Raw genomic sequence first — 16892 nt, forward strand, 5'->3', positions numbered from 1 at the left:
CCGAGGCGCCCGTTTTCCGTTGAAGCAGTTTCCGAAGCGACCACCGGAGCGGCCGGCCCGCGCTCATTGTCCGGCGAGTGTACCCAGCGCGTCGCCCGTGACGCGGACGATGCGCCATTCGGGCAGTACGGTCGCGCCCATCTTCTCGTAGAAATCGATCGCGGGCTGGTTCCAGTCGAGGACCGACCATTCGAAGCGAGCGCAACGGCGCTCGACGGCCAGGGCCGCGAGATGACGCAGCATCGCGGTGCCGAGGCCCGTGCCGCGCTGCGACGGCTGCACGTACAGATCCTCGAGGTAGAGGCCGCGACGGCCGAGGAAGGTCGAATAGTTGTGGAAGAACAGTGCATACGCGACGATCGCACCGTCGTGCTCGGCCACCCGCGCTTCGGCGGCGGGGTGTTCGCCGAACAACGCATCGGCGAGATCGGCCTCGGTCGCGACGAACAGATCCGTGAGCTTTTCGAACGCGGCCAGTTCGCGCATCAGCGCGAGGATCGCGCCGACGTCGCGTGTTTCGGCCGCGCGGATCAGCGACGTGCCGCTCACGCTTCCTCCGGCGGATCGGACAGCACGATCTCGATGCCGCCGAAGCGCGACGCGACCCAGTTGTACGCGTGGCAAGCGATCCACAGCAGCACGAAGCCGAGAATGGCGTTCAGCAGCAGTGCGCTCAGGATCGTGCTCAGTTCGACCATCCCGTAGCGGATGTACGCGACGAGAATGCCGAGCAGCACGATCGGCACGCTGAACGTCAGATACACGAGGATCAGCGCCTTTGCGGTCTGCCCCGCGGCGATCGACGAGATTTGTTTCTTCATGTGCGGATTGCCCCCGTAGAAATATACCGATAGTGGAATTCAGATCAGGCCGTCGAGCGGCAGGATGTCGACCGGGGTGCCCGCGTCGACTGTCGCGGTATCGTGGCCCAGGACGATGAAACAGTTGGCGGCCGCGAGGCCGCTCAACGAGGCGGAACTCTGCGAGCCGGCCGGCGTGACGTGCCAGCGGCCGTCGGCGGCGCGTGTCGCGATGCCGCGCAGGTATTCGGTGCGGCCGGGGCGCTTCTTCAATGGCTGCGTGCTGAGCGCCGGGTACGTCGCCGGCGGCGGCGTCCGTGCGCCGGCCAGCGTCAGCAGCGCCGGGCGCACGATCGCGTAGAACGTCACGGCCGACGCGACCGGATTGCCGGGCAGCCCGAAGAAGAGCGCGTGACCGGTGCCGCCGGCCGCACGCGCGAGCGTGCCGCAGGCGAGCGGCCGGCCGGGCCGCAGCGCGAGGCTCGCGAACGTCACGTCGCCGAGTTTTGCCATCACGTCACGCGTGAAGTCGGCTTCCCCGACCGAGACGCCGCCCGACGTGATCACCGCGTCGGCCTGCGCGTCGATGGCGTCGCGCAACGCGGCTTCGAGCGCGGCCGGGTCGTCGCGGACGATCCCGAGATCGAGCGCGTCGACATGCATCCTTTTCAGCATCGCGATCAGCATGCCGCGATTGCTGTCGTACAGCGCGCCGCGGGCGAGCGGTTCACCGGGTTCGCGCAGCTCGTCACCGGTCGAGAACACGGCGACGCGCACGCGGCGGCGCACCGCGACGTCGGTGACGCCGAACGAGGCGAGCAGGCCGAGATCCGACGGGCGCAGAATGCGGCCCGCGGCGAGCGCACAGGCGCCGCGCGCGAGATCCTCGCCGGCCTTGCGGCAGTTCGCGCCGCGCGAGACTTCGTGCGCGCCGAAACGGATCGCGTCGCCGTCGACGCGCACGCGTTCCTGCGGAATCACCGTGTCGCATCCGGCCGGCATCGGCGCGCCCGTCATGATGCGCACGCACGAGCCGGTTGCCACGGCGCCATCGAACGGATGACCCGCGAACGCGGTGCCGGCGACCGTCATCGCGATGTCGCCCTGCGGCGTCGCGGGCGCGCCGGCGCTGCCGTCGAATGCGTAGCCGTCCATCGCCGAGTTGTCGTACGCGGGAATGTCGAACGGTGCGTTCACGTCAGCCGCGAGCACGCGGTCGAGCGCATCACGCAGCATCACCGTGTCGCACGCGTCGACCGGCGCCGCGAAACGGCACGCGAGTGCCTGTGCGTCGGCGAGCGACAGCGGGGCATCGGAATCGGGTGCGGCTCGGGAGGCGGGCGAGGATTGCGTGATCATCAGTCGGACTGCGCCGCAAGGCGTATCGGGTTCGTGGCCGGTGGCGCGAGGAGGGTGCCTGGGCGCGAGTGTCGCGTGCGGCGGGCACCGGGCGGGAGCGGCACGGACGCGCCGTCAGCGACGGGCCAGCGCGGCGAGATCCTGCCAGGAATTGGCATTGTAAAACGCACGCTCGTCGCGAAACTCGACTTCGACCGTCTTGTGGCGTGCGTACCACGCACGCACCTTGCGGTCGCCGGCCGCGAGCCGGGCGGCCAGATCGTCGGCCAGCGACGTGCGCAGCAGCGCGAACGTCGGCTGCGGCGAGCGCGCCTGCTGCGCATCGACGGTCACGGCCATCGCGATGTCGGCCTGTTGCGCGTCGAGCGCCGCGTGCAGCCGCGCGACGAGGTCGGCGGGCAGGTAGGGCGTATCGCACGGCGAGCACGCGACGAGCGGTGCGCGCGCCACCCGCATGCCGGCGAGCAGGCCCGCGAGCGGGCCGGGGAAGTCGGTTGTGTCGTCCGCGACGATGCGTGCGCCGAACGGCGCGCCGAGCTCGGCATAGCGATCGGCGTGGCGATTCGCGCTGATCAGCGTCTCGTCGACCTGCGGCGACAGCCGGCGCAGCACGTGCAGCGCGAGCGGCGTGCCGTCGAGCAACTGCAGGCCCTTGTCGACGCCGTCCATGCGCGTGGCGCGCCCGCCTGCGAGCAGCAGGCCGGCGATCGAGGGGGAGGCGGAAGCGGGCATCGCGCGAAAGCGGAACGGGGCGGCGTGCGTCAGCCGCCGATATACGACATTTCGACACGCTTGCCGGTGCCGTCGGGCATGGCCTCGGCCGATGCGCTGCCACGCAGCTGCGAATAGCGATCGGTGCGGGCCTGCCAGATGCGGGCGATCGCGGTCGCGATCTCGGCGTCGGTCGCGCCGCCGCGCACGAGCGCGCGCAGGTCGTGACCCGTCGACGCGAACAGGCACAGGTACAGCTTGCCTTCGGTCGACAGCCGCGCGCGCGTGCAGTCCCCGCAAAAGGCCTGGGTGACGCTCGAGATCACGCCGATCTCGCCGCTGCCGTCCGCATAACCCCAGCGTTGCGCGGTTTCGGCCGCCGTGTGCGCGTCGAGCGGCACCAGCGGGAAATGTTCGGCGATCCGCGCGACGACGTCGGCCGACGGCAGCACCTCGGTCATGTTCCAGCCGTTCGACGTGCCGACGTCCATGTATTCGATGAAGCGCAGGACCACGCCGGTGCCGCGGAAACGCTCGGCCATCGGCAGGATCTCGCTGTCATTGGTGCCGCGCTTCACCACCATGTTGACCTTGACCGGCGCGAGGCCGGCCGCCTGCGCGGCGAAGATGCCGTCGAGCACGTCGGCACTCGCGAACTCGGCATCGTTCATGCGCTTGAACAGCGCGTCGTCGAGCGCGTCGAGGCTGACCGTCACGCGTGTGAGCCCGGCGTCCTTCAGCGCACGCGCCTTGCGCGCGAGCAGCGAGCCGTTGGTGGTCAGCGTCAGGTCGAGCGGGCGGCCGGCGTGCGTCGTCAGGCGCGCGAGGCGCTCGATCAGGAATTCGAGATTCTTGCGCAGCAGCGGCTCGCCGCCCGTGATGCGGATCTTCTCGACGCCGTGTGCGACAAAGAGTCGCGCCACGCGCTCGATCTCCTCGTGCGTGAGCAGGGCGCTGTGCGGCAGGAACGGGTAGTCCTTGTCGAAGACCGCGCGCGGCATGCAGTACACGCAACGGAAGTTGCAGCGGTCCGTCACCGAAATGCGCAGGTCGCGCAGCGGCCTGGCGAGCGTGTCGGCCAGCGTGCCGTCGGGGGCATGCGCGACGCCGGAGACGTCCGGCATCCCGCTGACGTCGGCGAGGGGAATGATGCGTCGGGACATGTTGAAAGAAGTGCGAACCAGACCTCCATTTTAGCCGCAAGCGGCCGGCGGGTCCGGTGGGCGGAAACCCGCAGCGCGGACATGAAAAAGCCCGCCGGAGGCGGGCTTTTCCTGGTCGGGCGATGCGACTTAGTGATGCGTCGTTTCGACCTGCTGCATCGGGGCCGTATCGGCCGGCGGCAGCACCTTGCGTTCGCGCGGCACGCGGGCCGGGCGCGGGAGCTGCGACGCGGCTTCCTGCGCGGCAGCGAGCTTGCCGGCGTCCGTGTTCACCCAGACGAGGCCGGCTTGCTCCAGCACGGCATCCAGGCTCGCCGAAGCGGGCGCGGCTGCCGGTTGCGCGGGAGCGGCTGCCGGCGCCGGTGCGGCGGCGACCTCGACCGGCGCAACGGCGACCGGTGCCGGTTCGACTGCCACCGGAGCGGCTTCGATCGCTACGGCCGGCGCGGCTTGCTCGACGGGCGCCGGCTGCGGCGCCTCGACAGCGACCGGGGCCGCGGCCGGGACTGCCGGCACTTCGAACGCGTCGGTCGGCGAAACCGCGACCGGAGCCGGACCGGCTTCGGCGACGACGGCCGGTGCAACCGGCGCCGGTTCCGCGACCTGCACGGCGACGGCCGGCTCGACCGGAGCCGCTTCGACGGGTGCCGGCGCCGGGGTTTCGACAGCGGCCGGAGCAGCATGCTGCTCGACGACTGCTTCCACGACGACCGCGCTTGCCACGGCTGCGACGACTGCCGGCGCGGCCGTGTGGGCCGGTTCGACAGCGGCCGGTGCCGCCGGCGTCACGGCTTGCACGGCGCCTTCGCCATCCGCGCCTTGCTCGGCCTGGTCGACGACCGTGCCGTCTTCTTCGCGCTCACGACGACCGCCGCGGCGGCCGCGACGGCGACGACGGCGCTCTTCGCCGTCGCGCGCGACGGCTTCCGCATCGGCTGCCAGATCGGCGCCGGGCAGGGCCTCCGCAACGGCCTTGTCGTCTTCCGGTTCCGGGTGGTTTTCACCGCGGTTGACGGTCTCGAGCGTGGCCGCATGCTGGGTCGGCTTGCGGCGCTCGCCGCGCTCGCGACGCTCGCCGCGTTCCTGGCGCTCGCCGCGGCCGGTTGCCTCGACGGCGTCCGGCTGCTCGGCACGCTCGCGCGGTTCGCGGTTCTCGCGCGGTTCGCGCGGCTCACGGCTTTCACGCGGCTCGCGGCCTTCGCGCGGGCCACGGCCCTCGCGACCTTCACGGCCCTCGCGACCTTCGCGACCTTCGCGACCTTCACGCAGCTCACGGCCCTCGCGCGGCTCACGGCCTTCACGCGGTTCGCGCACTTCCTTGCCTTCGCGTTCCTGGCGTTGCGGCTGGCCACGGCCTGCCGCTGCCTGATCGCGGCCGCCTTGCGCCTGCTGCGCGCCGCCGCGGCGGTTGCGATTGCGATCGCCGCCGCGCTGCTCGGTCTTCTCGGTCCGCTCGCGGGCCGGACGGGCCGCCTGCTCCTTCGCCGGTGCCGGAGCAACCGGTGCGGGCGCCGGTGCCGGCGCGACGCCGAACAGGCCCTTCAGCCAGCCGATGAAGCCGCCGCTTGCCGCGGCGACAGGGGCAGCCGGGGCGGGCGCGGCCACCGGTTCGACCGGGCGCTGCGGCGCCGGGCTCGGGGCCGGACGCTCGGGCGTGATGCCCTTGACCGCGGCTTCCTGCTTCGGCTTCACTTCCGCGGCGCGCTTGCTGTAGCCGGTTTCCGACTCGAGTTCGCGGGCGGCTTCCTCGGCCATCTTCCACGACGCGCGCGGATCGTCGAGGCGCGCATCGTCGTGACGCAGGCGCTCGAGCTTGTAGTGCGGCGTATCGAGGTGCTTGTTCGGGATCAGCACGATGCCGACCTTGAAGCGCGACTCGATCTTGTTGATTTCCTGACGCTTTTCGTTGAGCAGGAAGGCGGTCACCTCGACCGGCACCTGGCAGTGGATCGCCGCGGTGTTTTCCTTCATCGCTTCTTCCTGAATGATCCGCAGGACCTGCAGCGCGGACGATTCGGTATCGCGGATGTGGCCGGTGCCGTTACAGCGCGGGCAGGTCACGTGGCTGCCTTCCGACAGGGCCGGACGCAGGCGCTGGCGCGACAGCTCCATCAGGCCGAAGCGGGAGATCTTGCCCATCTGCACGCGCGCCCGGTCGTGCTTGAGCGCATCTTTCAGGCGCTGCTCGACTTCACGCTGGCTCTTCGCCGATTCCATGTCGATGAAATCGATCACGATCAGGCCGCCGAGGTCACGCAGGCGCAGCTGGCGGGCGACTTCGTCGGCCGCTTCGAGGTTCGTGCGGGTCGCCGTTTCCTCGATGTCCGCGCCCTTGGTCGCGCGCGCCGAGTTCACGTCGATCGCGACGAGCGCTTCGGTGTGGTCGATCACGATCGCGCCGCCCGACGGCAGCGGCACCGTGCGCGAGTACGCGGTTTCGATCTGGTGCTCGATCTGGAAGCGCGAGAACAGCGGCACGTCGTCGTGGTAGCGCTTCACCTTCGACACGTTGTCCGGCATCACGATATCCATGAACGCACGGGCCTGATCGTGGATCTCGGTCGTGTCGATCAGGATTTCGCCGATATCGGGCTGGAAATAGTCCCGGATCGCGCGGATCACGAGGCTCGATTCCAGATAGATCAGCATCGGCTGGCCGGCATTGCCGCTTTGCGACGCCGCTTCGATCGCGCGCCACAGCTGCAGCAGGTAGTTCAGGTCCCACTGCAGTTCCTCGGCGCTGCGGCCGATGCCCGCGGTACGGGCGATCATGCTCATGCCGTCCGGGATCTGCAGTTGCGCCATCGTTTCGCGCAGTTCCTGGCGCTCGTCGCCCTCGATCCGGCGCGACACGCCGCCGCCGCGCGGATTGTTCGGCATCAGCACGAGGTAACGGCCGGCGAGCGAGATGAAGGTGGTGAGGGCGGCGCCCTTGTTGCCACGCTCTTCCTTCTCGACCTGGACGATCAGCTCCTGGCCTTCGCGCAGGGCATCCTGGATGCGCGCGGAGCGCATGTCGATGCCTTCCTTGAAGTACTGGCGGGCGACTTCCTTGAACGGCAGGAAGCCGTGGCGGTCTTCGCCGTAGTTGACGAAGCACGCCTCGAGCGAAGGCTCGATACGGGTGATGACACCTTTGTAGATATTGCCTTTGCGCTGTTCGCGCCCGGCTGTCTCGATGTCGATGTCGATGAGCTTTTGCCCATCGACGATGGCGACGCGCAGCTCCTCCTGCTGCGTCGCATTGAACAGCATGCGTTTCATGAACGGCTCCAGGCGGCTCCGCTGCCGGCGCCTCGCGGTTGTCAGTCGCGAGGGCGGGAACGACGGCAGGCCGTACCTTGTTGTGTTGTCACGAGCACGCTGGAGCGGGAACGATGGCGGGGAGAATTGCCTGAAGAGGCGCTTGGGCCCGAAAGACGGAGCCGGCGGCCATAGGGCACCTGCGAATACGGCTTCAAAGCACGGCGTTCACACACCGCACGCTGCAAAAGCGCGCTAAGCCTGAGTCCGGGCATTGCCACGGGCGCGCACAATGCGTCGCGCGCGCCGACGGGCGGCAGATGCTGCGGCTTGGGCCGCAGCGGGGAGTATCGAATCCAGCCCGACTTTCCCGCTTGGGGTGTACTTCCCTGGTTTGACGTCGCCAAGTCCCGCACGCTTCGCGGGACCAAATCGGGCGCAACGCCGTAATTTTCGCAACCGGCAGCCTGCGGACGCACTTCGCGCCGTCGGGCTGCCGATCAAATTCTTTTCAACCAACTTTCCGTTACCGCGGCGCCTTGCCGACCGAATCCGCCTGTGGGCGCGATCCTTGCCGACGGGCGGCGCCGTGCGTGCAACTTGCTGCATCTCTTTGATTAGGGGTGAGCAGCGGACCCCCGGCGCAAGTAAAATAACGGTTTGCGCTTGCGCCTTGCCCGATTCAGCCGGGGCCGGCCGGTCAGGCCACCCACAACGTCAGGCTGGGCAAAATTATATTCAGTATGAATGAGTTAGGCAAAATATCCCAGAATTCGGTCGCAAGCGGCCAGGTATCGATGATCGAGATCGACGAAAACTCGGCCGGTCAGCGTATCGACAACTTCCTGTTGCGCGTCTGTAAAGGCGTGCCGAAAAGCCATATTTACCGGATCCTCCGCAGCGGCGAAGTGCGCGTGAACAAGGGCCGGATCGATGCGCAGTACCGCCTGGCGCTGGGCGACATCGTCCGCGTGCCGCCCGTACGGGTGGCGGCAGCCGACCTGGCGCGCGCCGACACGCCGGTCGTGCCGCCCGCGAATTTCGACGTGCTGTACGAGGACGACGCGATGCTCGTCATCGACAAGCCGGCCGGCGTCGCCGTGCACGGCGGCAGCGGCGTCGCGTTCGGCGTGATCGAGCAGATGCGCCAGGCGCGCCCGCGCGCGAAATTCCTCGAGCTCGTGCACCGGCTCGACCGCGAGACGTCCGGGATCCTGATGCTCGCGAAGAAGCGCACGGCGCTGGTCGGCCTGCACGAACAGATCCGCGAGAACCGGATGGACAAGCGTTACTTCGCGTGCGCGCACGGCGAATGGCAGCCCGACTGGGGCCGCCGCCGCGCGGTCAAGGCGCCGCTGTTCAAGTATTCGACCCCGGAAGGGGAGCGCCGCGTGCGCGTGCAGGACGACGGGCTGGCGTCCCATACGGTGTTCAACCTCGTCGACCGCTGGTCCGACTATGTGCTCGTCGAGGCGGAACTCAAAACGGGTCGGACCCATCAGATCCGCGTGCACCTCGCGCATCTCGGCCTGCCGATCGCCGGCGACGCCAAGTATGGCGATTTCGCACTGAACAAGGCGCTGGCGCGCGCGAACGCGCAACCGTCACTGAAGCGGATGTTCCTGCATGCGCACCGGCTGCGGCTTGCGCATCCGCTGACCGGCGAGGCGCTGCAGTTCGACGCGCCGCTGCCGGACGAATGCCGGCGCTTCCTCGATCAACTCAGCGCACTGCGCGATACCGCCTGAACCGCATGGCTCGACAGCAATTTGACCTGATCGTCTTCGACTGGGACGGCACGCTGATGGATTCGACTGCGCACATCGCGCACAGCATCCAGGCCGCGTGCCGCGATCTCGGCCTGCCCACGCCGTCCGACGAGGCGTCGCGCTACGTGATCGGCCTCGGCCTGCGCGACGCGCTGCAGATTACCGCTCCGACCCTCGATCCGTCCGAGTACGCGAGGCTCGCCGAGCGCTACCGCTATCACTATCTGCTCGACGACCAGCGCATCGAGCTGTTCGCCGGCGTGCGCGAACTGCTCGCCGAGCTGCGCGACACGGGCTACCTGCTCGCGGTGGCGACCGGCAAGGGGCGGGTGGGGCTGAACCGCGTGCTCGACCAGTCGAAGCTGACGAGCCTGTTCGACGCGACGCGCTGCGCGGACGAGACGTTCTCGAAACCGCACCCGGCGATGCTGCACGAATTGTCGCGGGAATTGGGGCAGGATCTGGCGCGCACCGTGATGATCGGCGATACGACGCACGACCTGCAGATGGCCGCGAGCGCCGGGGCGGCCGGTGTCGGTGTCGCGTATGGCGCGCATACGGCCGATGCGCTGGCGGCGCTCGCGCCTCGCTTCGTCGCGCCCGATGTCGGTGCGCTGGCCGAATGGCTGAGGGAGCACGCATGAGCGCGGCGCCGGACGCCGTGCGCGTGTGCGCATCGGATGCGCTGGCCGACGGCGGCGCCGGCGTGCGCGTCGACGCGACGCTGCGCGGCGAGCAGGCCGTCGTGTTCTTCGTGCGCTACGACGGCCGCGCGTACGGCTACCTGAACCGCTGCGCGCATGTGCCGATGGAGCTCGACTGGGCCGAAGGGCAGTTCTTCGAGTCGTCGGGCCTTTACCTGATGTGCGCGACGCACGGCGCGATCTATGCGCCGGACACCGGCAAGTGTGTCGGCGGCCCGTGCCGCGGCGGCCACCTGCGCCCGGTCGAGGTCGACGAACGGGACACGCCCGACGGCCGTGCGGTATTCTGGGTGCCGGATGCCGACCTGCATCCCGCCACTTCCGCCACGACCGACTGACGACACCACTGCATGGCCGACCAACCGAATTCCCCGGAATCCTCCTCCCGTCCCGACAGCCGTGAACCGAACTGGGAGCGCGCGGCGCTCGAACGGATCGCGCTCGCGGCCGTCAAGGAGCAGCGCGCGGCGCGGCGCTGGAAAATCTTCTTCCGCTTCGCGTTCCTCGGCGTGTTCGTGCTGCTTGCGTTCGCGCTGATCGATTTCTCGAGCGATTCGAAGTTCTCGTCGAGCGGGCGGCACACGGCGCTCGTGACGATCGACGGCGAGATCGCGGCCGGCGTCAACGCGAACGCCGAGGACATCAACACGGCGCTCGACGCCGCGTTCGACGACGACGGCACGGTCGGTGTCGTGCTGCGGATCAACAGCCCGGGCGGCAGCCCCGTGCAGGCCGGGATGGTCTACGACGAGATCCGGCGGCTGCGCGCGAAGCATCCGGACAAGCCGCTGTACGTCGTCGTGACCGACATGTGCGCATCGGGCGGCTATTACATCGCGGCCGCGGCCGACAAGATCTTCGTCGACAAGGCGAGCATCGTCGGGTCGATCGGCGTGCTGATGGACGGTTTCGGCTTCACCGGGCTGATGGGCAAGCTCGGCGTCGAGCGCCGCCTGCATACGTCGGGTGAAAACAAGGGCTTCTACGATCCGTTCTCGCCGGAGACGCCGAAGATGGACGCGCACGCGCAGGCGCTGCTCGACCAGGTGCACGCGCAGTTCATCAAGGCCGTGAAGGATGGCCGCGGCAAGCGGCTGCACGAGACGCCCGACCTGTTCTCGGGGCTGTTCTGGACGGGCGAGAAGAGCGTCGAGCTCGGGCTCGCCGACGGCTACGGCACCACCGACACGGTCGCGCGCGACGTGCTGAAGGCGCCGGACCTCGTCGATTACACGGTGAAGGAAAGCCTGACGAACCGCGTCGCGCGCAAGTTCGGCGCGGCCGTCGGCGGCGCCGCGATGAAGGCGCTGACGGCCGTCGGCGCGTCGGTCAGCCTGCGCTGACCGGCTGGCGGCGGGCCGCGACGGCCCGCCTTCGTGCCACCGGCTTGTGCCGGCTGACGCGTCAGTTCGCGAGCAGCAGGAAGATGGCGGGACGCTTGTGCAGATTCGGCGCGGGCGCCTTTTTCCAGTCGGTCACGGTGCGGCTCGCGATCGTTTCGGTCGCGAGGGTCAGGTCGGCCGCGACGCAAATCTGCGTCGACGGCGCGCAGGTCGCGATCAGCGTGTCGAGCATCGCGTGATTCCGGTATGGCGTTTCGATGAAGATCTGCGTCTGGCGCGCCTTGCGCGACAGTTGCTCGAGTTCGCGCAGCCGTTTCGCGCGCGCGGCCGCATCGACCGGCAGGTAGCCGTTGAACGCGAAGCTCTGGCCGTTCAGGCCCGACGCCATCAAGGCGAGCAGGATCGAACTCGGCCCGACGAGCGGCACGACCTTCACGCCGCGCTCGTGCGCGCGGCGCACCAGCAGCGCGCCGGGATCGGCGACGGCCGGGCAACCGGCTTCCGACACGAGGCCGGCGTCCGCGCCGGCCAGGATCGGCGCGAGCAGCCGGTCGATGGCGCCGGCCGGCGTATTGACGTTCAGCTCGCTGATCTCGATTTCCTGGATCGGGCGGGTCGTGCCGATCTTCTTCAGAAACGCGCGCGTCGTTTTCGCGTTCTCGCCGATGTAATAGCCGAGCGTGCCGGCGCGCGCCTGGACGGCGGCGGGCAGCACGGCGGCAAGCATCGATTCGTCGCCTTCGCCGAGCGTGTTCGGGACGAGGTAAAGCGTGCCGGCGGTCATGCGCGGTCTCCACGGGTGGTTGCAAACAGCGGGTAGTCGGCGGCGCGCAGCATCCGCGTGAGCGCGATCAGCGGCAGGCCGACCAGCGCGGTCGGGTCGTCTGAGTCGATCGCGTCGAGCAGCGCGATGCCGAGCCCTTCGGATTTCGCGCTGCCGGCGACGTCGTACGGGGTTTCCGCGTGCAGGTACGCGTCGAGTTCGGCTTCGGGCAGCGAGCGGAAGCGTACGTGCGTGACGACGTCCTCGACCTGCGCTTCGCCCGTGCGGCTGTCGTACAGGCACAGCGCGCTGTGGAATTCGACCGCGCGGCCCTGCATCGACACGAGCTGCGCGAGCGCGCGCTCGTGCGTGCCGGGCTTGCCGATCTGAAGGCCGTCGAAGGTCGCGACCTGGTCCGACCCGATCACGAGCACGCCATCGGGTGCGTCGATCGTCGCGGCGACGGCGCGCGCTTTCGCGCCGGCGAGGCGCAGTGCGGTCGCGGCCGGGGTTTCGCCGTCGAGCGGGGTCTCGTCGAGGTCGGGCGACACGACGTCGAACGGCACGCCGAGGCGCTCGAGGAGCGCGCGGCGGTAGCGGGAACTGGAGGCGAGAATCAGCCGCGGCGGGCGGCAAACGGTATCCGGCATGGTCGGTTGGATCGGTGAGTCTTCAGGTGTGGCGCGGCGTTGCGCGGACGCAAGCTTAAGTGATTGACCGCAAAAGGTAAAACAGGTATGCTTTCCCGCTTTTCGTCGGCAGGCTTCCGCAGTGGTGGCGCCTGCCGGGTCTTCGGAAGTAAAGTACGTCATCCGCGGATGAGCCGTACGCGAGCGGTACCAAGCCGGATCCGCAAGTCAGCCTGTAGGCGGGAGCGCACATGAACACTTCTTCTGGCAAACCTGCGGCGGCGCTCGATCCGCGCGCGGTCGACCTGTTCGAGTTCGCCCGCAGCGGGCGGCAGGCAGCCGGTGCGGTGCATCTCTCGCAACTGCCGCGCATGTTAAACGAAGTGCCGGCGGACGCGCCAGATCGCGACACGGTCTTCACATGGCAGGCGGAAGGGTTCACGCAGAAGGAACTGCAGGACGACGGCGCCGACGGTCAGCAGCCGTACCTGCGCCTCGCGGTGCATGGCCATGCGTGGCTCACGTGCCAGCGCTGCATGACGCCGTACGACCAGACGTTCGACGTCGACATGACGTACCGGATCGTCGCGACCGAAGAAGAAGCTGAAGAATTTCCGCTCGACGACGATGAAGCCGATGTGATCGTGGGCTCACGCCAGTTCGATCTCGTCGACTTGATCGAAGAGGAATTGCTGCTTTCGTTGCCGCTCGTGCCCAAGCACGAGGTTTGCCCGGCAGTTCACGAAAGCCTCGTGTCGGGTGCGAGCGGTCCCGCGGAAGAGTCGGACGAAGAGTCCGACGAAGCCGGGGACGAAGGCAAACGGCCGAATCCGTTCGCAGCGCTGGAAGCGTTGAAGAAGGGCGGTGACGGCAACAAGAAACACTAAGCAGTTGTGGCGCGGGAAGGCGTAAGGGCTTTGGGCCAGGGTAGTTAAGCGCCGGATCGGGCTGTGTTAGAATCCGGAAAATTATTTAGGAGTTAGTCATGGCAGTCCAGCAAAACAAGAAGTCGCCGTCGAAGCGCGGCATGCATCGTTCGCACGATTTCCTGACGGCAGCGCCGCTGGCAGTCGAGCCGAGCACGGGTGAAGTGCACCTGCGTCACCACGTCAGCCCGAACGGCTACTACCGCGGCAAGAAAGTCGTCAAGACGAAGAACGACTAAGCGTCAAGTCACGCGTTGCGCGCTACGTTTGCCGTTCGCGTGACAACTGGTTCGCTTGACACTTTCCTGGCGCAACAAAAAGGCGGCATTCTACTGCCGCTTTTTTGTGCCTGAAATTCGTCGCATTCCATGACCGTAAAGCTCACAATCGATTGCATGGGAGGCGACCACGGCCCGTCCGTGACCGTTCCCGCGGCAGTCAAGTTCGTCCGCGCGCATCCCGATGCGCACCTGATGCTCGTCGGCATCGAAAGCGCGATCCGCGCTCAGCTGAAGAAGCTGAAAGCCCTCGACGATCCCGCGCTGACCATCGTTCCCGCCACCGAAGTCGTGGCGATGGACGACCCTGTCGAAGTGGCGCTGCGCAAGAAGAAGGATTCTTCGATGCGTGTCGCGCTCAATCACGTCAAGGATGGCGCGGCGCAGGCCTGCATCTCCGCCGGCAATACCGGCGCGCTGATGGCCGTTTCCCGTTACGTACTCAAGACGCTGCCCGGCATCGAGCGGCCCGCGATCGCGTTCGCGCTGCCGAACCCGACCGGCTACACGATGATGCTGGACCTCGGCGCGAACGTCGACTGCGAACCGCAGCACCTGCTGCAGTTCGCGGAGATGGGGCACGCGCTCGTGGCGGCGCTCGAAGGCAAGGAGCGTCCGACGATCGGCCTGCTGAACATCGGCGAGGAGGTCATCAAGGGCAACGAGACGATCAAGCGCGCGGGCGAGCTGCTGCGCGCCAGCACGCTCAATTTCCGCGGCAACGTGGAAGGCAACGACATCTACAAGGGCACCGTCGACGTGATCGTGTGCGACGGCTTCGTCGGCAACGTCGCGCTGAAGACGTCGGAAGGACTCGCGCAGATGCTGTCCGACATCATTCGCGAGGAGTTCGGCCGTTCGCTGATGTCGAAGCTGATGGCGCTGCTCGCGCTGCCGGTGCTGATGCGTTTCAAGAAGCGCGTCGACCACCGCCAGTACAACGGCGCGGCGTTGCTGGGGCTGAAGAGCCTCGTGATCAAGAGCCACGGTTCGGCCGACGCCTACGCGTTTGAGTGGGCGATCAAACGCGGGTATGATGCCGTCAAAAACGGCGTGCTGGAGCGCCTCGCGCGCGCGATGGCGGATAATTCAGTGTCGCTCGGCGATGGCGAACACGACGCGGGTGGCGCGGGCCAGGCAAGCCCGGCCGCAGGCCAACACGCCGAACCTTCCGCTGCGCAATCCTCTAAAGCATAAATGGCCCAATCGACTCTCTATTCCCGCGTGCTCGGCACGGGCAGCTACCTGCCGCCCGACCGCGTCACGAACCAGCAGTTGACCGATCGTCTTGCGAAGGAAGGCATCGAGACGAGCGATGAATGGATCGTTGCGCGCACGGGCATCCATGCGCGCCATTTCGCCGCGCCCGACGTCACGACGAGCGATCTCGCGCTCGAGGCGTCGCGCCGTGCGATCGAGGCGGCCGGTGTCGATCCGCAGTCGATCGACCTGATCATCGTCGCGACTTCGACCCCCGATTTCGTGTTCCCGAGCACCGCGTGCCTGTTGCAGAACAAGCTCGGCATCAAGAACGGCGGCGCGGCGTTCGACGTGCAGGCCGTGTGCTCGGGCTTTGCGTACGCGATGGCAACGGCCGACAGCTTCATCCGCAGCGGCCAGCACCGTACGGCGCTCGTGGTCGGCGCGGAGACGTTCTCGCGCATTCTCGACTTCAAGGACCGCACGACCTGCGTGCTGTTCGGCGACGGCGCGGGCGCGGTGATCCTGTCCGCATCGGAGGAGCCGGGCGTGCTGGGCAGCGCGCTGCATGCCGACGGCAGCTATTCGCACATCCTCTGCACGCCGGGCAACGTCAACCGCGGCGTGATCGAGGGCAGCGCGTTCCTGTACATGGACGGGCAGGCCGTGTTCAAGCTCGCGGTCAACGTGCTCGAAAAGGTCGCGATCGAGGCGCTCGCCAAGGCGAATCTCGCGCCCGAACAGATCGACTGGCTGATTCCGCACCAGGCCAACATCCGCATCATGACCAGCACCTGCCGCAAGCTCGGCCTGCCGCAGGAGCGCATGGTCGTGACGGTCGACCAGCACGGCAACACGTCGGCCGCGTCGATCCCGCTGGCGTTCGACACCGCGGTGCGCGACGGCCGCATCCAGCGTGGCCAGCACGTGCTGATCGAAGGCGTCGGCGGCGGCTTCACCTGGGGCGCGTCGGTCTTCCGCTTCTGATCCGCGGCGCGCGACCGCTGCGCGCGGATCCCACCGGCGCGCCGTTCGTGCGCGCCGTCCGAATCGATTCAATTGGGGACGATATGAAATTTGCATTCGTTTTTCCGGGGCAGGGCTCGCAGGCGATCGGCATGCTCAACGCATTCGCCGATCTGGCCGTCGTGCGCGAGACGCTTCAGGAAGCGTCCGATGCACTCAATCAGGATCTCGGCAAGCTGATCGCCGAAGGCCCGGCCGAAGAGCTGAACCTGACCACCAATACACAGCCGGTGATGCTGACCGCCGCTTACGCGTGCTACCGCGCGTGGCAGCAGGCAGGCGGCCCGGCGCCGTCGATCGTCGCCGGCCACAGCCTCGGCGAGTACACGGCGCTCGTCGCCGCGGGTGCGCTGGCGTTCAAGGACGCGGTGCCGCTCGTGCGCTTCCGTGCGCAGGCGATGCAGACGGCCGTGCCGGTCGGCCAGGGCGGCATGGCCGCGATCCTGGGCCTTGACGACGACACCGTGCGCGCGGTGTGTGCCGAAGCCGCGGAAGCGGGCGTCGTCGAAGCGGTGAACTTCAATGCGCCCGCGCAGGTCGTGATCGCGGGCAGCAAGGCCGCGGTCGAAAAGGCGTGCGAGCTCGCGAAGGCGAAGGGCGCGAAGCGCGCGCTGCCGCTGCCGGTGTCGGCGCCGTTCCATTCGTCGCTGCTCAAGCCGGCGTCGGACCAGTTGCGCGACTACCTCGCGAACGTCGACGTGAAGGCGCCGCAGATTCCGGTCGTCAACAACATCGACGTGGCCGTGATCAGCGATCCGGCCGCGATCAAGGACGCGCTGGTGCGCCAGGCCGCGGGCCCGGTGCGCTGGGTCGAGTGCGTGCGGCACATCGCCGGCACCGGCGTCACGCACGTGATCGAATGCGGTCCGGGCAAGGTGCTCGCCGGCCTGACGAAGCGCATCGACGGCAACCTGACCGGTGCGTCGGTGTTCGATCCGGCATCGCTCGACGAAGCCCTCAAGCTGGTGACCGCCTGAC

At 68.2% G+C, this 16892-nt stretch carries 17 protein-coding genes; 9 read left to right on the forward strand and 8 right to left on the reverse strand.

All coding sequences use genetic code 11. The features are described from left to right. Nucleotides 1–63: 63 nt before the first annotated feature. From VXM69_RS24800 to VXM69_RS24825, 6 genes are all read right to left on the reverse strand, one after another. A complete protein-coding gene (locus tag VXM69_RS24800) occupies nucleotides 64–549 on the reverse strand; it encodes an N-acetyltransferase family protein (RefSeq protein WP_367189381.1) in 486 nt (161 codons plus the stop codon). Then, entirely contained in the window at nucleotides 546–821 is a 276-nt protein-coding gene (locus VXM69_RS24805; RefSeq protein WP_006476519.1) for a hypothetical protein, read from the reverse strand. The genes VXM69_RS24800 and VXM69_RS24805 overlap by 4 nt, the downstream gene beginning before the upstream one ends. Before the next feature lie 39 nt (nucleotides 822–860). After that, nucleotides 861–2159: a gephyrin-like molybdotransferase Glp gene (glp, locus tag VXM69_RS24810; protein WP_367189382.1), complete on the reverse strand. Its 1299-nt coding sequence runs from the start codon at nucleotides 2157–2159 to the stop codon at nucleotides 861–863. A gap of 114 nt (nucleotides 2160–2273) precedes the next feature. Beyond that, nucleotides 2274–2891, reverse strand: a complete 618-nt coding sequence (mobA, locus tag VXM69_RS24815; protein ID WP_059560716.1) for a molybdenum cofactor guanylyltransferase MobA — start codon at nucleotides 2889–2891, stop codon at nucleotides 2274–2276. A 29-nt stretch (nucleotides 2892–2920) separates the two neighbouring features. Next, nucleotides 2921–4033: a GTP 3',8-cyclase MoaA gene (gene moaA / locus VXM69_RS24820; RefSeq protein ID WP_034186487.1), complete on the reverse strand. Its 1113-nt coding sequence runs from the start codon at nucleotides 4031–4033 to the stop codon at nucleotides 2921–2923. Between the two features lie 129 nt (nucleotides 4034–4162). Next, nucleotides 4163–7297, reverse strand: a complete 3135-nt coding sequence (locus VXM69_RS24825; protein ID WP_367189383.1) for a ribonuclease E/G — start codon at nucleotides 7295–7297, stop codon at nucleotides 4163–4165. A gap of 722 nt (nucleotides 7298–8019) precedes the next feature. Between VXM69_RS24825 and VXM69_RS24830 the strand changes: the two genes are divergently transcribed. Genes VXM69_RS24830 through VXM69_RS24845 form a run of 4 tightly spaced genes read left to right on the forward strand, consistent with a single transcriptional unit; the run spans nucleotide 8020 to nucleotide 11092 of the window. Further along, nucleotides 8020–9024: an RluA family pseudouridine synthase gene (locus VXM69_RS24830; RefSeq protein ID WP_034186489.1), complete on the forward strand. Its 1005-nt coding sequence runs from the start codon at nucleotides 8020–8022 to the stop codon at nucleotides 9022–9024. Nucleotides 9025–9029: 5 nt separating this feature from the next. Then, a complete protein-coding gene (locus tag VXM69_RS24835) occupies nucleotides 9030–9689 on the forward strand; it encodes an HAD-IA family hydrolase (protein WP_049030461.1) in 660 nt (219 codons plus the stop codon). Continuing rightward, nucleotides 9686–10087 (forward strand): Rieske (2Fe-2S) protein, encoded by a 402-nt coding sequence (locus tag VXM69_RS24840; RefSeq protein ID WP_367189385.1) that lies wholly within the window; start codon nucleotides 9686–9688, stop codon nucleotides 10085–10087. Before VXM69_RS24835 ends, VXM69_RS24840 begins: the two co-directional genes overlap by 4 nt. Before the next feature lie 12 nt (nucleotides 10088–10099). After that, on the forward strand, nucleotides 10100–11092 hold the full coding sequence (locus VXM69_RS24845) for a S49 family peptidase (RefSeq protein ID WP_367189386.1): 993 nt from the start codon (nucleotides 10100–10102) through the stop codon (nucleotides 11090–11092). A 61-nt stretch (nucleotides 11093–11153) separates the two neighbouring features. Here VXM69_RS24845 and VXM69_RS24850 read toward each other — a convergent pair whose 3' ends face one another. Further along, nucleotides 11154–11876, reverse strand: a complete 723-nt coding sequence (locus VXM69_RS24850; RefSeq protein WP_034186493.1) for an SAM-dependent methyltransferase — start codon at nucleotides 11874–11876, stop codon at nucleotides 11154–11156. After that, entirely contained in the window at nucleotides 11873–12505 is a 633-nt protein-coding gene (locus tag VXM69_RS24855) for a Maf-like protein (RefSeq protein WP_124670462.1), read from the reverse strand. The genes VXM69_RS24850 and VXM69_RS24855 overlap by 4 nt, the downstream gene beginning before the upstream one ends. A 230-nt stretch (nucleotides 12506–12735) precedes the next feature. Here VXM69_RS24855 and VXM69_RS24860 point away from each other — a divergent pair, with 230 nt between their 5' ends. The 5 genes from VXM69_RS24860 to fabD all read left to right on the forward strand — a co-directional run bounded on the left by VXM69_RS24860 (nucleotide 12736) and on the right by fabD (nucleotide 16891). Next, nucleotides 12736–13371 (forward strand): DUF177 domain-containing protein, encoded by a 636-nt coding sequence (locus VXM69_RS24860; RefSeq protein WP_034186495.1) that lies wholly within the window; start codon nucleotides 12736–12738, stop codon nucleotides 13369–13371. Between the two features lie 98 nt (nucleotides 13372–13469). After that, entirely contained in the window at nucleotides 13470–13649 is a 180-nt protein-coding gene (gene rpmF, locus VXM69_RS24865) for a 50S ribosomal protein L32 (protein WP_006051932.1), read from the forward strand. 129 nt (nucleotides 13650–13778) lie between these two features. Continuing rightward, nucleotides 13779–14885, forward strand: a complete 1107-nt coding sequence (gene plsX, locus VXM69_RS24870) for a phosphate acyltransferase PlsX (protein WP_034186496.1) — start codon at nucleotides 13779–13781, stop codon at nucleotides 14883–14885. After that, a complete protein-coding gene (locus VXM69_RS24875) occupies nucleotides 14886–15875 on the forward strand; it encodes a beta-ketoacyl-ACP synthase III (RefSeq protein WP_367189387.1) in 990 nt (329 codons plus the stop codon). 83 nt (nucleotides 15876–15958) lie between these two features. After that, nucleotides 15959–16891, forward strand: coding sequence for an ACP S-malonyltransferase (fabD, locus tag VXM69_RS24880; RefSeq protein WP_226251698.1), 933 nt, complete (start codon nucleotides 15959–15961; stop codon nucleotides 16889–16891). Nucleotide 16892 lies beyond the last annotated feature (1 nt).

The organism is Burkholderia sp. Ed8 (assembly GCF_040761425.1).
GTDB classification, from domain to species: Bacteria; Pseudomonadota; Gammaproteobacteria; order Burkholderiales; family Burkholderiaceae; genus Burkholderia; species Burkholderia seminalis.

Coding starts and splice junctions, on each gene's coding strand:
- VXM69_RS24805 (WP_006476519.1), bottom strand. CDS start 821: ATGAAGAAACAAATCTCGTCGATCGCCGCGGGGCAGACCGCAAAGGCG.
- glp (WP_367189382.1), bottom strand. CDS start 2,159: ATGATCACGCAATCCTCGCCCGCCTCCCGAGCCGCACCCGATTCCGAT.
- mobA (WP_059560716.1), bottom strand. CDS start 2,891: ATGCCCGCTTCCGCCTCCCCCTCGATCGCCGGCCTGCTGCTCGCAGGC.
- moaA (WP_034186487.1), bottom strand. CDS start 4,033: ATGTCCCGACGCATCATTCCCCTCGCCGACGTCAGCGGGATGCCGGAC.
- VXM69_RS24825 (WP_367189383.1), bottom strand. CDS start 7,297: ATGAAACGCATGCTGTTCAATGCGACGCAGCAGGAGGAGCTGCGCGTC.
- VXM69_RS24830 (WP_034186489.1), top strand. CDS start 8,020: ATGAATGAGTTAGGCAAAATATCCCAGAATTCGGTCGCAAGCGGCCAG.
- VXM69_RS24835 (WP_049030461.1), top strand. CDS start 9,030: ATGGCTCGACAGCAATTTGACCTGATCGTCTTCGACTGGGACGGCACG.
- VXM69_RS24840 (WP_367189385.1), top strand. CDS start 9,686: ATGAGCGCGGCGCCGGACGCCGTGCGCGTGTGCGCATCGGATGCGCTG.
- VXM69_RS24845 (WP_367189386.1), top strand. CDS start 10,100: ATGGCCGACCAACCGAATTCCCCGGAATCCTCCTCCCGTCCCGACAGC.
- VXM69_RS24850 (WP_034186493.1), bottom strand. CDS start 11,876: ATGACCGCCGGCACGCTTTACCTCGTCCCGAACACGCTCGGCGAAGGC.
- VXM69_RS24855 (WP_124670462.1), bottom strand. CDS start 12,505: ATGCCGGATACCGTTTGCCGCCCGCCGCGGCTGATTCTCGCCTCCAGT.
- VXM69_RS24860 (WP_034186495.1), top strand. CDS start 12,736: ATGAACACTTCTTCTGGCAAACCTGCGGCGGCGCTCGATCCGCGCGCG.
- rpmF (WP_006051932.1), top strand. CDS start 13,470: ATGGCAGTCCAGCAAAACAAGAAGTCGCCGTCGAAGCGCGGCATGCAT.
- plsX (WP_034186496.1), top strand. CDS start 13,779: ATGACCGTAAAGCTCACAATCGATTGCATGGGAGGCGACCACGGCCCG.
- VXM69_RS24875 (WP_367189387.1), top strand. CDS start 14,886: ATGGCCCAATCGACTCTCTATTCCCGCGTGCTCGGCACGGGCAGCTAC.
- fabD (WP_226251698.1), top strand. CDS start 15,959: ATGAAATTTGCATTCGTTTTTCCGGGGCAGGGCTCGCAGGCGATCGGC.